At 57.6% G+C, this 16,142-nt stretch carries 13 protein-coding genes; 11 read left to right on the top strand and 2 right to left on the bottom strand.

Annotated features, from left to right (window positions below):
- The first annotated feature begins 14 nt into the window (after positions 1–14).
- The 4 genes from B5E43_RS07150 to B5E43_RS07135 all read left to right on the top strand — a co-directional run bounded on the left by B5E43_RS07150 (position 15) and on the right by B5E43_RS07135 (position 5,452).
- The gene (locus B5E43_RS07150) at positions 15–1,622 is read left to right on the top strand and encodes a response regulator (RefSeq protein ID WP_087395032.1); all 1,608 of its coding nucleotides are present in this window, start codon (positions 15–17) and stop codon (positions 1,620–1,622) included.
- A gap of 80 nt (positions 1,623–1,702) precedes the next feature.
- Positions 1,703–3,466, top strand: a complete 1,764-nt coding sequence (locus B5E43_RS07145) for a sensor histidine kinase (protein ID WP_087395086.1) — start codon at positions 1,703–1,705, stop codon at positions 3,464–3,466.
- Positions 3,463–4,416 carry a substrate-binding domain-containing protein gene (locus B5E43_RS07140; protein ID WP_087395026.1) on the top strand — a complete coding sequence of 318 codons (954 nt, stop codon included), beginning with the start codon at positions 3,463–3,465 and terminating at the stop codon, positions 4,414–4,416. The genes B5E43_RS07145 and B5E43_RS07140 overlap by 4 nt, the downstream gene beginning before the upstream one ends.
- Entirely contained in the window at positions 4,376–5,452 is a 1,077-nt protein-coding gene (locus tag B5E43_RS07135; protein WP_087395023.1) for a galactose ABC transporter substrate-binding protein, read from the top strand. The genes B5E43_RS07140 and B5E43_RS07135 overlap by 41 nt, the downstream gene beginning before the upstream one ends.
- Positions 5,453–5,504: 52 nt before the next feature.
- Here the strand turns inward: B5E43_RS07135 and B5E43_RS07130 are convergent, their stop codons facing one another.
- Positions 5,505–6,548, bottom strand: a complete 1,044-nt coding sequence (locus tag B5E43_RS07130) for an aldose epimerase family protein (protein ID WP_087395020.1) — start codon at positions 6,546–6,548, stop codon at positions 5,505–5,507.
- Positions 6,549–6,688: 140 nt separating this feature from the next.
- Between B5E43_RS07130 and B5E43_RS07125 the strand changes: the two genes are divergently transcribed.
- The 4 genes from B5E43_RS07125 (at position 6,689) to galT (ending at position 11,700) form a co-directional block, all read left to right on the top strand.
- A complete protein-coding gene (locus B5E43_RS07125; RefSeq protein ID WP_087395017.1) occupies positions 6,689–7,723 on the top strand; it encodes a LacI family DNA-binding transcriptional regulator in 1,035 nt (344 codons plus the stop codon).
- Between the two features lie 131 nt (positions 7,724–7,854).
- Entirely contained in the window at positions 7,855–9,156 is a 1,302-nt protein-coding gene (locus B5E43_RS07120) for a galactokinase family protein (RefSeq protein ID WP_242964753.1), read from the top strand.
- Positions 9,157–9,185: 29 nt separating this feature from the next.
- Positions 9,186–10,175, top strand: a complete 990-nt coding sequence (gene galE / locus B5E43_RS07115) for a UDP-glucose 4-epimerase GalE (RefSeq protein WP_087395014.1) — start codon at positions 9,186–9,188, stop codon at positions 10,173–10,175.
- 31 nt (positions 10,176–10,206) lie between these two features.
- A complete protein-coding gene (gene galT / locus B5E43_RS07110) occupies positions 10,207–11,700 on the top strand; it encodes a UDP-glucose--hexose-1-phosphate uridylyltransferase (protein WP_087395010.1) in 1,494 nt (497 codons plus the stop codon).
- Positions 11,701–11,771: 71 nt separating this feature from the next.
- Here galT and B5E43_RS07105 read toward each other — a convergent pair whose 3' ends face one another.
- Positions 11,772–12,728 (bottom strand): LysR family transcriptional regulator, encoded by a 957-nt coding sequence (locus B5E43_RS07105; protein WP_087395008.1) that lies wholly within the window; start codon positions 12,726–12,728, stop codon positions 11,772–11,774.
- A 159-nt stretch (positions 12,729–12,887) separates the two neighbouring features.
- Between B5E43_RS07105 and B5E43_RS07100 the strand changes: the two genes are divergently transcribed.
- From B5E43_RS07100 to aroF, 3 genes are all read left to right on the top strand, one after another.
- On the top strand, positions 12,888–13,814 hold the full coding sequence (locus B5E43_RS07100) for a fumarylacetoacetate hydrolase family protein (protein ID WP_087395005.1): 927 nt from the start codon (positions 12,888–12,890) through the stop codon (positions 13,812–13,814).
- 28 nt (positions 13,815–13,842) lie between these two features.
- Positions 13,843–14,703, top strand: coding sequence for a hypothetical protein (locus B5E43_RS07095; protein ID WP_143382967.1), 861 nt, complete (start codon positions 13,843–13,845; stop codon positions 14,701–14,703).
- A 399-nt stretch (positions 14,704–15,102) separates the two neighbouring features.
- Positions 15,103–16,134 carry a 3-deoxy-7-phosphoheptulonate synthase gene (gene aroF, locus B5E43_RS07090; RefSeq protein ID WP_087394998.1) on the top strand — a complete coding sequence of 344 codons (1,032 nt, stop codon included), beginning with the start codon at positions 15,103–15,105 and terminating at the stop codon, positions 16,132–16,134.
- The last annotated feature ends 8 nt before the right edge of the window (positions 16,135–16,142 follow it).

Below are 16,142 nucleotides of genomic sequence, written 5' to 3'. Positions count from 1 at the left end.
AAGGAGGGACTGTCATGGAGCGCTATCGAGTGCTGTTGGCGGACGACGAGGAAGAGATCCGGGTCGGAATCAGCCGCAAAATTGATTGGGAAAGCCTGGGCTTTTTCCTGGTGGGAGAGGCAGAAAACGGGGCGGAGGCACTGGAACTGGCGGAACAGCTGCGGCCGGATGTGGTACTCACCGACATTAAAATGCCCTTTATGGACGGCCTGGAGCTCTGCCGGCGCCTGAAACAGTCCCTGCCCGCGGCCAAAATGGTGGTCTTCTCCGGCTTTGACGATTTTGAATATGCCCGTCAGGCGGTGGGTATGGGAGTGTCGGAGTACATTATGAAGCCCATCAACGCGCCGGAACTCAATGGAGTTTTGACTCGCCTGCGGGAGCAGCTGGAGCAGCAGAGGATGGAGCGCAGAGATATGGAGGCGCTTCGCCGCCGGTATGAGGAGAGTCTGCCGGTGCTGCGGGAGCTGTTCTATACCCGGCTGCTGGACGGGCGGCTGAAGCCCGACCAGATTCAGGACCGCGCGGCCCGTTATGAGCTGGAACTGCCGGAGGGCATTTGGACGGCTGTCTTGGTGCATGTGGACCTGCCCGGGGAGAGTGAGGAAGCGGAGCGGGACGAGCTGTTGCTGTTGTCTGTCCGGGACTTTTTTCAGGAGCACTTCCAGATGGAAGGGTGCGCAGTGCGGTCGATCTTGTATAACGACGCGGTGGCCCTGCTGGTCTATTTAAAGCAGCAGGACCAGATTTATCCGTTGTTGGAGGAACTGGAGCGGGTCTGTGCCCTGACACACAGCTTGTTGGGAATCACACTGACCTTAGGAGTGGGACTGCCCTGCGGCGGACCGGAGGAGTTGTATGCCTCGGCGGAGGGAGCACGGGCGGCGTTGGAATACCGGGTGCTGATGGGAGGAGAGCACATCATCTACATCGGCGACCTGGAGCCCGACCACTCCGCACGGCTCCCCTTTGAAGAGGAGGACCAGCGGGAGCTCTGGGCGGCAGTGAAGCTGGGCAGCGTCAGCCAGGTCAAGCAGGTGATTGGAGGACTGATGGATCGGGTACGGGAAAAGAGGTTATCGTTGTCCCAATGCCACCTGTTTTTCCTGGAGATGGTGACCAGCCTCATTCGGTTAGCCCGGACCGGCGGGGCGGAAGTGGAGGATGTCTTTGGTCCCGGATTTACCGGTGTGGTATCCATCAACGACTTTCGCTCGCTGGACGACCTGGAGGGATGGCTGGAGGGCTGCTGCTTAAAGCTGTGGGAGGTTTTGGGGCGACAGCGGAGTGATTCAGCCTGGAAGACCGTGGAGCGGGCCAAGGAATTTATTGCGGTACACTATGCGGACAGTGATCTGAGTGTAGAGAGCTTGTGTACCCATCTCCATCTGTCTCCCACCTATTTTTCCACCCTGTTTAAGCGGGAAACTGGGATGAGCTTTACCGCCTATGTGACGGAGCAGCGTATGGACCGGGCCGCTCAGCTGCTGCGGGAGACGGATGAGAAGACCTATTTGATTGCGGAGCAGACGGGATATACGGACCCAAACTATTTCAGCTATGTGTTTAAGCGCCATTTTGGTGTGACCCCCTCTAAATTCCGGGGAGGACGGGGGCGGTGAGTGGATTTTGGAAGGGGGAGGGCAGGGTGCGAACTGTTCTCAAAGACCTGGCCGGACGGCTGGCCCAGTGTTATCGGACCATGAGCATCCAAATGGTGATATCCCTGTCCTTCACCACGGTAGCAGTGGTAGGGATGATTGGTATGGGCCTAAGCCTGTTCCTGAGCTTTTCCAATACCACAGCGCGGCTGACCCAAGAAAATAGCCAGCGGGTCTTGTACCAGGTGAACCTGAATTTGGACAGCTATTTGCGGCGGATGATGCGGATTTCCGATACCATGTATTACCGCGTCATCAAATATACGGATTTGACCAATGGCTCTTTGATGGATGGAATGAATTTGCTCTATGAAGAGAACCGGGATGCTCTGGTTTCCATCGCCGTATTTGACTGGGAGGGGGAGTTGGTGTCCGCGGCCCCTGTGTCCACATTGAAGACATCTGCTCAGCCGGAGAAACAGGGCTGGTTTTTGTCGGCCATGGAAAAGATGGAAAACCTGCACTTTTCAACCCCTCATGTTCAACGGCTGTTTGAGGACCCGGATAACCGGTATCGCTGGGTGGTCTCTCTCAGCCGCCATGTACAGCTCACCAGGGGCGGGACCACAGAGGGCGGCGTTTTACTGGTGGATATGAATTTCGCGGGCATTGAACAAGTATGCCAGGATGTGGAGCTGTTCAATGGAGGGTATCTGTACCTGATTGATGGTAGCGGAGAGCTCATATACCATCCCCGCCAGCAGCTGATTTACGCCGGTCTGGCCCAGGAGAATAACCAGAAAGCCGCCACCTATCGAGATGGCACCTATACAGAGACCTTCCAGGGGCAACGCCGGCAGGTGACGGTAAAAACGGTGGGTTATACCGGCTGGAAACTGGTTGGCGTGGTGCCGGCAGAGCGGGTGACGGGGAGTTCCCAGCAGGCGCTGCTGTTTGGCCTGTCGCTGTTGCTGTTCTCTATTTTCCTCATGTCCTTTTTGAATTTCCGAATTTCTGCCCATATTTCCGACCCAATACGCCGCCTGGAGCAGTCCATTAAAGAGCTGGAGGCCGGAAAGGAGAATGTGGAGATTGAGGAGGGCGGCTGCTATGAGGTACAGCGGCTGAGCCATTCCGTACGTTCCATGGTCTCCACCATGCGGCATCTGATGGATGATATTATTCAGCAGGAGAGGCAAAAGCGGCGCAGCGAGCTGGAAGTGCTTCAGTCTCAGATCAATCCTCATTTCCTCTACAATACCTTGGATTCGGTCATCTGGATGACGGAGGCAGGGCGGTATGAGGAGGCCATTCAAATGGTCACGTCCCTGGCCCGCCTGTTCCGTATTGCCTTGAGCCGAGGGAAGAGCCTGATTCCGCTGAGTGATGAGTTGGAGCATGCCCGGCACTATATGACCATCCAGCAGATTCGTTATAAGAATAAATTCACTACTCAAATTACCGCCCAGCCTGGCACGGAAGGACTATATTCCCTCAAACTGATCGTCCAGCCCATTTTGGAGAATGCCATTTACCACGGCATGGCTTCGGCAGAGGATGACGGGCAGATCACCGTGGAGGCCCGGCGGGAAGGCGAGGACCTGGTGATCGACGTATCGGATAACGGTTTAGGTATGCGTCCGGAGGTAGCAGCCTCTCTGCTGGATGAGAACCGTCCGGATGTGCGGACTACCGGGTCGGGTATTGGTGTGCGCAATGTCCACCGCCGAATCCGGCTTACCTTTGGGACTGCGTACGGCTTGACCATTTTCAGTGAGCCGGATGAGGGAACTACGGTTCGGATTCGACTGCCTGCGCTGGAGGAAGAGCAGGCGGCTCAGTACCAGAGGGAGGAGAGGACATGAAAAAGCAGCGGCGAAATGACATGATCCAGCTGGTCATTCTGGTGATTCTGGGTGCGGCCGTGGTTTTGAGTGTCGTCCTGCCCCAATTGCCCCATCAGGACCGAATGGCGTCTTTGATGGAGCTGTCGGTGGTCATCCGGGAGTCAGACAGTACATTATGGTCGAATGTCCGCCTTGGAATGGAGGCGGCGGCGGGAGATTTGGGAGCGGAGCTTCGGTTCCTGACCCTGTCCAAAGCCAATGATAGCCAGGAGCAGGCAAATCTGCTGCGGCGCGAGGTGGAAGGAGGGGCCGGAGCACTGGTTGTAGTGCCGGCGGACCCTCAGAACCTGACAGAGCAGTGGAAGGATGTTGCGGATCCCTGTCCTCTAGTGTGTATGGAATCCTGGATGGAGGGGGCAGATGCCATCGTGGGCCCGGACAATGAAGAATTGGGGCGTGCGTTGGCACAGGTAGTTTTGGAGGATTGGACACAGGGGGTGGTCCTGCTGCTGGATACCGGAGGAAGCAGTACCGGCGTATCCCAGCGCCTACAGGCCGCTAAAGCAGAGCTGGAGGAGAATGGGGTACCGGTGGAAAGCCGGATTGCTTCTCCTGGGGCCCTGCCCCATGTGCTGAGCCCGCTGGTAGAAGAGACGGGCGCGGTGCAGATCATGGCCTTCGAATCGGCGGCCACCGAACAGGCTGTATACGCCAAGGAAAACGGAACATTGCCTCAGCCGCTCTACGGAGTTGGAATCAGTGCCCGAGTGATTGCCGGGCTGGAGCGGGGAGATGTGGCGGCCGTGGCAGCCGTCAGCGATTATGCAGCCGGCTATGTGGCGGCGGAGAGCGCCATCCATTTGGCACGGGGAGAGGCGGCAGATGCAGAGCAATTGCCCTTCTTTGTGGTACGAGGGGAGGATATCTATGATCCGGAAAATCAAAAATTACTCTTCCCGGTCACATAAAGGATGGGGAAGATCACTTTTCCTGACAGCCGTGCTGTGCGTGGGGTTGTTAGCTGGATGCGGTTCTTCCGGCAGCGGGGAGAAGGGGACGCTCCGGGTGGGAGTGGCCTTGTACGATCAAAGTGATACCTTTATCTCTACCGTGGTCCAGGACCTGGAACGTGCGGTCCAGGAGACTGAAGGGGAAGAGGGATTAAAAATCAACCTGTCCGTTGCGGATGGCCGCAGCAATCAAACCACCCAGATGGACCAGATCGATCAATTTTTAAGCCGTGGCTATGATATGCTGTGCGTAAATATTGTGGACCGTACGGCGGCGGCGGTGCTGATCGATAAGGCCCAGGAGGCGGGGGTGCCTCTGATCTTTTTCAACCGCCAGCCAGTGGCCGAAGATATTCAGCGCTGGGATCAAATTTATTATGTAGGAGCCCGAGCGGAAGAGGGCGGGATCCTACAGGGACAGCTGGTGCTGGACGCGTGGCTGCAGAAGCGGCAGACGTTGGACCGGAATGGAGATGGAATACTCCAGTACGGGATGCTGGAAGGAGAACCGGGCCATCAAGACGCCTTGCTGCGGACCGAATATTCCGTAAAGGTACTCTCGGATGCCGGGGTAGAGGTGGAAAAGGTGGTCAGTGATACCGCCAATTGGAACCGAGGGCAGGCGTCGGAGAAGGTTAGCCAATGGCTGGAGGAATTTGGCCCCAGCCTTGAGGTGCTGTTTGCCAACAATGATGATATGGCCTTGGGGGCCATCGATGCCTTTCAAGAGGCAGGGGCAGAGCTACCGTTAATTGTGGGAGTGGATGCCACCGCCCCGGCGCTGGAAGCAGTCAAAGAGGGAACTCTGTATGGAACGGTGCTCAATGATGCCCAAGGGATCTCCCGTGCCATGTTGGATTTAATGCTAGCGCTGGTCAAGGAGGAGGACCCGGAGCAGGCGGTAGGTTTGGAAGATGGACACTATGTTTGGCTGCCCTATCAAAAGGTAACCCAAAATAATCTGAGTGACTTTTTGGAGGGATATCAGCCATAGAAAAAGAAGCAGGCCCCACGGGATTTCCCGTGGGGCCTGTTGTTTAATTGTTCTAATCGATGGAAAAGGAAAAACGGGTGATGTCCTCACGAACGGTCCCGGCAGGGAGCAAACAGGAGGGGAAGTTGGGATGGTTGGGGGAATCGGGGAAAAACTGAGTTTCCAGACAGAAGGCGTACCGGGGACCATAGACGGCGCCGTCCTTGCCGGGCCGTCCGCTGTCCAGAAAGTTGGCGGTATAGAGCTGGATGCCTGGCAGAGTGGTCTCCGTCTTCATGGTGATCCCAGACTGGGGGGCGTGGGCGATGGCGGCGGGGCGCAGGGTGCCAACGGGACCATCCACAACAAAGTTGTGGTCGTAGCCCTTGCCAAACTCCAACTGCTGGAAGGGCTCATCAATATGGGCACCAAGTGGAGTGGCCTTGCGCAGATCCATAGGAGTTCCTTCCACCGAAGCGATGACTCCCGTGGGGATACTGACCGCATCAGCGGGGGTGTATGCCTGGGCAAACAGGGTCAGCTCCTGATCCAGTGCGGAACCCGAGCCCTGGCCCTCCAGGTTAAAATAGGCGTGGTTGGTCAGGTTGCAGAAGGTATCCTGGTCGCAGGTGCTCCGATAGCGCAGGTTCAGCGAGGCTCCCACTAACTGGTAAGTCACTTGGACCTGAAGGCGGCCGGGATAGCCCTCCTCCCCGTCTGGACTGGTCAGGGAGAGAACGGCCCGCTGGGGGGTTAGTTCCTCTACCGTCCAAACCCGGTAGGAGAAGCCGACCACGCCTCCGTGGAGGTGGTTGGGGCCATTGTTGCAGGCCAGGGTGTATTCCTTGTTGTGAAGGGAAAATTTTCCGCCCGCAATGCGGTTGGCGTATCGTCCTACGACGGCGCCCAGGTAACCGTCCTGGGTCTCGTATTCTTGGAGCGTGTCATATCCCAGTACCACATCCCGTTTAACTCCGTTTCGGTCGGGAACAGATAAGGTGCGTAGTGTGGCGCCGAAGGTAAGAATTTGGCAGGAAAGCTGGCCATTGTCCAGAGTGAGCAGGTCCACCGGTTCGCCTGAACGGGTGGTGCCGAAGGGGCGTTTGGAAGGCTGCATGGAGAAACCTCCTTTGAATGATCAGATAAACCTAGTGTACCAGATTAGGGGGAAAAAGGCAAAGAAAACCCGGCAGTCCCCTTGCCAAATGAACGGGGGTATGGTATCTTATTTTTAGTAAAAATTATGGAGGGATAAACGTGGCCACGCTAAAAGAACTGGCAGATCGGACCGGATATTCACCGGCCACCATTTCCCGTATTCTCAGCGGAGACCCCTCGCTGTCAGTAACACCGGAGGCCAGGCGGAAGGTGTTAGAGGAGGCAGGGCGGCTGAACTACAGTGCCACCCGGAGCCGGCGGGGCCGCACGCCCAAGGGGGTGCTTCGGGTGGGAGTGGCGGAGATGCTCACCCCGGCTCAGCAGCTGGACGACCCCTATTACCTCTATCTCAGCGGCTTTGTCCGCCAGGGGTGCTTGGATAAAAAGTATACCTGTCTGGCCATTGAGAGCCGGGGAGAGGGCTTTTTGCCCCCAGAGGGGGAGGGCGTGGACGGGATTGTGGCCATCGGACTATTTACTCCGGCTCAAATTGAATCGTTGGCCGCTCTGAGTCCCAATGTGGTATTTTTAGACTCCTCACCCTTTGAAAGTCGTTTCGATTCGGTGGTTCTGGGCTATGAGCTGGGGATTTCTCTGGCGCTGGAGCATCTCATGGAACTGGGACACCGGCGGATCGGTTTCATCGGTCCGGCTTACAAGCTGGACGACCGCAGGCAGCGGGCGCCGGAGGTGCGGCGGCAGCTGTTCGTGCGCCGGATGGAGGAACGGGGATTGCTGGACCTTGACCTATTGCTGGACTGTCCCATGGAGGCAGAGGCAGCAGCGCAGGCGGTGGGAGAATTTTTGGCAGCCGGCCCTAAGCCGCCTACGGCCTTTTTGTGCGCCAACGAGGAGAGCGCCATTGGTGCCCTGAGAGCGTTGAACGGGGCGGGATTGGCGGTGCCCAAATCCATATCGGTGGTCTCCTTTAACGACACTCCTCGCTCGGCTCTGGTGGACCCACCTCTGACTTCTGTGTCCACCCACGTGGAGGAGATGGCCCGGATCGCCCTTCGGCTGTTGGCGGACCGGGCCTGTCCGGGGGGAAAGGAGCCCCTTCGGACCCTGCCCATCAAGGTGGTCGTGCCCCCCTCTCTGGTGGTGAGAAGCAGCAGCGGACCGGTATGTGAGTAAAAATCCACAGAATGAGAAAGCTGTTTCTGTGCACAGCTACAAAGTTTAAAAAAGGGAAAAATGGTGGTTGAATTTTTACTAAAAATTCAATATACTAAGAACAACCAATAAATTGGATGAGGTGACGAGTGATGAGTTCCTGTGAAGAGCTGCGCCGCGCGCTGACGAGTGGGGAATGTGACCAGGTGCTGGCTGGCCTGTATGCCCTGGATGGGACGGACAGCAGCTTGGCGGCGGCCCGCGCCCGTGCCCTTCGGGCGATCGAGGAGTTTCAAATCAGTTTTGTACCGGCAGAAGGAACGCAGGCCGCTTTGTTCAGCGGACCGGGCCGCACGGAGATCGGCGGCAACCATACCGACCACCAGCATGGCCGCGTGTTGTGCGGCAGCGTGGACCTGGACATGCTCTCTTGTGCCGCGCCCAACGGCCTGGGGATGATCCGGGTGATTTCCGAAGGCTATCCTCCCTTGAAGGTGGATTTGGATCAGCTGCTTCCCCGGGCGGAGGAGCGCAATACCTCGGCCGCTCTGGTACGGGGCGTGGTAGCCAAGGTTCAGGAGCTGGGGTACAAGGTAGGCGGTTTTGACGCATGGGTGACCTCCAGTGTGCTGTCCGGTTCCGGGCTCTCCTCTTCAGCGGCCTATGAGGTACTGGTGGGAAATATTCTCAATCACTTCTTCTGTGATGGGGCCCTTACGCCCATTCAAATTGCTAAAATTGGGCAATATGCGGAGAACGTCTATTTTGGAAAGCCCTGTGGTCTGATGGACCAGATGGGCTCCTCCGTGGGCGGAGCAGTGGCCATTGACTTTGCTGATCCCACGGCGCCGGTGGTACGGAAGGTGGAATATGATTTTTCCCAGTCCGGCCATGCCCTGTGTATTGTGGACACCGGCTCCTGCCATGCCGACCTCACCGATGACTACGCTGATATTACCCGGGAAATGGGGGCGGTTGCCGCCCACTTCGGCAAACAATTTTTACGGAATGTCCCCGAGGAGGAGTTCCGTGCTGCCATCCCCTCCCTGCGGGTGCGGTGTGGGGACCGGGCAGTTCTGCGGGCTTTGCACTATTACAATGACGATCGTCGGGCAGTGGAGGAGGCGGACGCCCTGGAGAACGGGGACTTTGCCCACTTCCTGGAGCTGGTAAATGAGTCTGGTATTTCCTCCGCCATCTATTTGCAGAATACCTGGGCGGTGGCGGACCCCTCCCAGCAGGCCATTCCCGTGGCGCTGGCCATTGGGCGGGAGCTGCTGGACGGGACTGGAGCCATCCGGGTCCACGGGGGAGGCTTTGCCGGGACCATCCAGGCCTTTGTCCCCAATGAGAAGCTCTCCGCCTTTAAAGCGGGTATGGAGCAGCTGCTTGGTCCAGGTAAATGTCATATCCTCCACATCCGTCCTCAGGGCGGCTGTGTGGTGCTGTCTTAATCGGAGTTATTGAAAGGAAGGAACGCGTTATGGCAATTTTGGTACTGGGCGGAGCCGGCTACATCGGTTCCCACACTGTCTATGAGCTCATTGCTGCCGGCCGGGATGTAGTGGTGGCCGACAACCTCCTCACCGGCTTTAAGGCCGCGGTTCATCCCAAGGCCCGTTTCTATCAGCTGGATATCCGGGAACGGGGAGCCCTGGATACCCTGTTCCAGGCAGAGAAGATTGAAGGGGTCATTCACTTTGCCGCGTCCTCTCAGGTCGGGGAGTCCATGTCCAACCCTCTGAAGTATTATGACAATAACCTTTACGGCACTATGGTGCTCCTCCAGGCCATGGTGGCCCACGGAGTGGACAAGATCGTCTTCTCCTCCACCGCCGCCACCTACGGCGAGCCCGAGCGAGTGCCCATCTTGGAGACGGACAAGACCGTTCCCACTAACTGCTACGGCCAGACGAAACTGGCCATGGAGCATATGATGAGCTGGGTGTCCAAGGCTCACGGGCTGAAGTATGTGGCCCTGCGCTACTTCAACGCCTGCGGCGCCCATCCCTCTGGAGCCATCGGTGAGGCCCATAATCCGGAGACCCACCTCATCCCCCTCATCCTCCAGGTGCCCGGCGGCAAGCGGGAGAAGATCTCCATCTTCGGCGACGACTATGCCACCCATGACGGCACCTGCATCCGGGACTATATCCATGTCTCTGACCTGGCCCAGGCCCACATCCTGGCCCTGGACTACCTGCTCAAGGGTGGGGACAACAACGTCTTTAACCTGGGCAACGGGGTTGGTTTCACCGTCAAGGAGGTCATCGACGTGGCCCGGAAGGTTACCGGCCACTCCATCCCCGCTGAGATCTGCCCCCGCCGGGCGGGCGACCCGGCCCAGCTGGTAGCCTCCTCGGAGAAGGCCCGCACCGTACTGGGTTGGAAGCCCCAGTACGACGATCTAGAGACCATTGTTGCCACTGCCTGGGCTTGGCACAAGGACCATCCCAACGGCTACGAGGGCTGAGAGCCCTTCCATCTTCAACGAGGTGATTGAAATGATCGATGCTGCCGTTTCCAAGCTGGCTACCTATGCTTTGCGCACGGGGCTGATTGAGGAGTGCGAATATACTTGGGCCATCAACACCATTCTGGATGTGCTCAAGCTGGATAGCTATACTGATCCCGGCCAGGAGTGGGGAGAGCTGGAACTGGCTCCCATTCTGGATGAACTGATGGACGATGCCCACGCCCGGGGGGTGTTGGAGCAGAACTCTGTGGTCTACCGGGACCTCTTTGACACCGAACTCATGGGCCGTCTCACTCCCCGTCCCGCCCAGGTGATCGCCACCTTCCAGGCCCTGCGGGAGAAGAATCCGGTGGAGGCCACCGACTGGTATTACCGCTTTAGCCAGGACACAAACTATATCCGCCGGGACCGCATTGCCAAGGATATGCAGTGGAAGTCCCCCACGGAGTACGGGGAGCTGGACATCACCATCAACCTGTCCAAGCCGGAAAAGGACCCCAAGGCCATCGCCGCGGCCCGGAACCTGCCCGCCTCCAACTACCCGCGGTGCCTGCTGTGTGCGGAGAATGAGGGGTATGCCGGCCGAGTGAACCATCCCGCCCGGCAGAATCACCGGGTGGTGCCCATCACCATCAACGGGTCCCCTTGGTTTTTGCAGTACTCCCCCTATGTGTACTACAATGAGCACTGCATCTGCTTTAACTCCATCCACACTCCCATGAAAATTGACCGGGCCTGCTTCGGCAAGCTGCTGGACTTTGTGGGCCAGTTCCCCCACTATTTCGTGGGCTCTAACGCCGACCTGCCCATTGTGGGCGGCTCCATCCTGGCCCATGACCACTTCCAGGGCGGCCGTTATACCTTCGCCATGGCCAAGGCCCCAGTGGAGACACCTTTTACCTTCCCCGGTTTTGAGGATGTGGAAGCGGGTATTGTGAAATGGCCCATGTCGGTGGTACGCATTGCCTCCAAGGATCCCCAGCGGCTGGTGGAGCTGGCCGACAAGGTGCTCAACGCCTGGCGGGGCTATACCGACGAGGCGGCCGTCATCTACGCCGAGACCGACGGGGTGCCCCACAACACCATCACCCCCATTGCCCGGAAGCGAGGGGAGAAATTTGAACTGGACCTGGTGCTGCGCAACAACCTCACTACGGAGGAACACCCCCTGGGGCTCTACCATCCCCACGCGGAGCTGCACCACATCAAGAAGGAAAACATTGGCCTCATCGAGGTCATGGGCCTTGCGGTGCTGCCCGCCCGCCTGAAGGAGGAGCTGGCCGCTGTGGCGGACGCTCTGGTCACTGGCGCCGATCTGCGGGCCAGTGAGCTGACCGAGAAGCACGCCGACTGGGCGGAGAGCTTCCGGGACAAGTATACCTTTACCAAGGAAAATGCCTTGGAGATCGTGGAGAAGGAGACCGGTCTGATCTTCGCCCAGGTCCTGGAGCACGCCGGCGTCTATAAGCGCAGCCAGGAGGGCAAGCAGGCCTTCCTGCGCTTCCTGGAGAGCGTGAAGTAAGGAAACAGCTAAGAAAGCGAGAAACCCGTCCTCCCCTACAGGGGGAGGACGGGTTTTTTCGTTGCGATGCATTAGACCAGCAGACCGGCGGGTCCTTTGTGAAGCATATAGTCAATCAAATCCTGTTGTACAGGGCTGGAGGATTTGCTGCGGTAAGACAGGTGGATACTGCGGGTGACTAAAGGGTCATCCAACGTGTAAAATATCACCGAGTCGGTGGGGGCCACGTATTGGGGGATAGTGGAGCGCAGGAAGGTGACCCCCCGGCCCTCGCAGACCAGGTAATAGGCCGTCATCATCTGGGTAAGGTAGAGGGATACGTTTGGGATAAACCCAGCATTTCGGCACAGAGCCTGGGTGCGGGAGTAGCTGTCGTTACCCTGTTTGAGAACCATGAAAGGGGCCTGTCGGAAAGCGATGAGGGGGACGGAGGGCTTGCGATGGCCAGGCTGTTCCCGGGAGAGAAATTGGTTGAAGGTGTAGGCGTAGTCCGCCAGGTCCCGGTTCACCGGGTAGTCGGCGGGAACGGCCAGAACTAACTCCTCCTGGGCCCAGACCACGGAGGTGAGGCCTTTGTCATCCGGGGGGCCAGCCTCCAGAAGAAAGTCCAGTTTTCCCTCCAGCAGTTGGTCGGCCAAGGTAGGAGTAGTGCCCTCGGTGAGGGTGATGGATACCTGGGGATTCTGTTGTCGGAACTCGCTGAGCAGGCTGGGAAGGACATAAGTGCAGAAAAACATGGAACTGCCGATGTGAAGGGCGGTGGAACGGGAGGCACTCATCTCAGCAAAGGTCTGGCGCATCTCTCCCTCAATGGCCAAAATCCGTTCCACCTGGCGGATGTAATATTCCCCGGCCGGAGTGAGGGAGATGGGTTTGGTGTTGCGGTCAAAGAGAGGGAGCTTAAGCTCCTGTTCCACTTTTTTCACAGCGGCACTCAGCCAGGGTTGGGAGACGTGGAGTTTGCGGGCGGCCTTGGAGAAGCTGCGCTCCTGGTAAATGGCATAAATGTATTCTTTGTAATCCAGCATGCTGTTTCTCCATCCTCTCCATACTCCGTCGCTTATGCCAAGTTATCCGACCCCGTATTTTACAAGTCAGGCTCTAGATGGTAAAATGATACTCAATCCCAGAAGTTGTGTCAAGGGATGCCAAAGGCACCCCAAGCGCTGAAGATAGGAGGAAGATCTATGCGTCTGGCAACCATTCGCATCGGCAGCCAGGAGACGGCCGGTATCGTCACGCCCAAAGGAGTCTATCCCATCCAGGCCTTGAACGCGGCCAAGGGTACTGCTTGGGAAACGGAGATGATGGCACTCATCCAGGCAGGACAGATTCCTGGCTTGAACGCCTGGTATCAGGCAGGGGGTAGGGAAGAGCTAGACCATCTGCCTGGTCTGGTGCCCGATTCTCAGGTGATTTATGCCCCTTTATACCGAAATCCCAGGCGGATTTTTGGCATTGGCTTAAATTATGTGGATCATGCGGGGGACATTGGTGCGGCGGCGCCTACGGGATTTCCCGGCAGCTTTTTCAAAATGGCGGATACCCTCATTGGACCGGGGGATGAGATCCACCTGCCGGCATTAAAGGAAGCGCAGCGGACCACAGCGGAGGCGGAGCTGGGCATCATTCTGGGCAAGGACTGCCGGGATGTTTCAGAGGAGAACTGGCAGGATGTGGTGGTGGGCTATACCACCATTTTGGACATGACGGAGGAGTCCATCCTTAAGGGCAACGATTATGTCAGTGGCAATCCGCGGTATCTGACCATTGTGAAAAACTTCCCCACCTTCTTCTCCTTCGGTCCCCACCTGGTGACCCCTGATGAGGTTCCCGACGTGAGAAAGCTGGAGGTACAGAGCGTCCATAATGGCCAGGTCCACGCAAAAAATACGGTAAGCAACATGATGCACCAGCCCTCCAAGCTCATTGCCCTGCACAGCAGCATCCAGGGCTGGTATGCCGGGGATGTGCTGTCCACTGGTACTCCGCGGGCCTTCCCCATTCAGGACGGCGACATGGCGGAGTGCCGCATCTACGGGCCGGACGGTTTTGCTATGGAGCCCCTGGTCAACCCAGTGGTAGATTTGAAGCTGCACCCGGAGCGGCGTTAACGTGACAGGATTATGTGAGGAGGAATACATGATGAAGACAATTTTTACCCTAACATCCGCAGAGTCCCGGCGGCTCATTGCCAAGGCAGTGGTCCAGATGCCCCAGTTCCAGGCAGCCTGGAAGAAGGCCTATGTCCTGCTGGCCGGAGGAACCACCAATGCGTTCATTGCCCAGGAGCTGTTGGGACGGGAGGGAATTGAGCCCGGACTGTGTACCGTGGGTATCAGCACAGACGGACTGCTGTGTGTGACCAATCCGGACAGCCGCAAGAGCTTCCCCAATGTTTTCTACCAGGGCCAGGCGGTGGACAAGACGCTCACCGACGCCCTAAATGACTTCCATCCTGAGACGGTGGTCATCAAAGGGGCCAACGCGGTGGACCCGGAGGGATACGTGGGCGTTATTACCTCCGGCTTTGATGGAGGAACCGTGCCTAAGATCATCGGCCCTGTGACCTCCAAGGGTCTTACCATGATCACCCCTGTGGGCCTGGAAAAGCTGGTGCCCTCGGTGCGTAAGGCGGCGGCTGCCATCGGAGCCACCCACATTGACATTGCCATGGGCGCGGATCCCGGCATGTACTGCCTGGGCAATACCACGGTGGTCACGGAGATTGAGGCCATCAAGATGATCTTCCGTGCCGATGCCACCTTGGTCTGCTGCGGCGGCATTGGAGGCAACGAGGGTGCGGTCACTCTGGCCGTGGACGGCGAAGAGGCGGACATCCGCGCTCTGGTGGAGTTCCTGGAGGAGCAAGTAAAGGGCGAGCCGCCGGTAAAGGGCAACAAGGGAATCTGTGCGGAATGCCGCTATAAATTCTGCCGTTACAATGGGAAAAAGCCGGAAGAGCTCCCGGAGTGGATGAAGAAAAAGGGAATTGAGCGGTAACCAAGTAGCTGTTTTATACCATATGTTCAAGGGTGAGAAGCGGGGGCCTGTTTAAACAGGCTCCCGCACTTTTACGCAGGAAACTGTGAAAAAAAGGGTTGACAAAGGCGGGGAGCAGTGCTATTATGGCCCTAGATTTTTTCTTGAAACAAGGAGTTCCACTTTTATGATGAACCTGTTTGCGGCTTTCTTTTTTGGCTACTTTTACTTTTTTGGCTTTGGTGTCAACAAGGTAAAAGTGCTTTTTGCTGCAAACAATGGGGCGACCACCTTCGCGTAAGACACGAGGGAACCGATCGAATCAAAGCCTGCGGTGAAAACACTTCACCGCAGGCTTTTTTCTCTTCCTGCGTGGAAGGCACCGCGAGAGACTAAAATTGTTTATTGGGAGGCAGAACAATGATCATCATCGTCAAGCAGAATGCCAAAGAGGAACGGATTCAAGATCTGCTGCGCTGGATTGAGGCCCAGAATCTCCGTACCCACGTTTCAGCCGGGGACTATGCCACCATCATTGGAGTTATCGGCGACACCAGTAAGTTGGATGCCGACCTGCTCAGCGGACTGGACATTGTGGAGGCGGTCAAGCGGGTGTCGGAGCCCTTCAAGAGTGCTAACCGGAAGTTCCACCCGGAGGATTCCATCATCGAGGTGGGGGCGGACAAGCAGAAGGTGGGCCACGGAAACTTCGCTTTGATCGCCGGCCCTTGTTCGGTGGAGAGCGAGGAGCAGATCATTTCCGTAGCTAGAAGCGTCAAGGCGGCAGGGGCCACCATGCTCCGGGGAGGCGCCTTCAAGCCCCGCACCTCCCCGTACGACTTCCAGGGCCTGAAGGCAGATGGAATTGAGCTGTTGCTAGAGGCCAAGCGAGAGACCGGATTGCCTATTGTCACGGAGATCATGAATGCCAACCATCTCCCTCTGTTTGAAGAAGTGGATGTGATCCAGGTGGGAGCCCGGAACATGCAGAACTTTGAGCTGCTCAAGGAACTGGGACGCACCCGGAAGCCCATTTTGCTCAAACGAGGCCTAGCCAACACCATCAAAGAACTGCTAATGAGTGCCGAATATGTGATGGCAGGGGGCAACGAGAACATTATTTTGTGTGAGCGGGGGATCCGAACGTTCGAGACAGCGACCCGGAACACTCTGGACTTGTCCGCCGTACCAGTGCTCCACGAGTTGACCCATTTGCCGGTGGTGGTTGATCCCAGCCATGCCACAGGGGTAGCCCGGTATGTCAAGCCCATGGCCATGGCGGCAGCGGCTTGTGGGGCGGATGGACTGATTATCGAGGTCCACAATGACCCGCCCCATGCCCTTTGCGACGGCGCCCAGTCTCTGCGCCCGGAACAGTTTGAAGATGTAGCCCAAGCGGTCCGCATCATTCGAGTGGCAGCGGCCGAGGCGAATGGACAGCAGGACCAATGAGAGGAGAC

This window comes from Flavonifractor sp. An100, from assembly GCF_002161175.1.
GTDB lineage: Bacteria > Bacillota > Clostridia > Oscillospirales > Oscillospiraceae > Lawsonibacter.
This window is presented reverse-complemented; position numbering and strand designations above follow the sequence as displayed.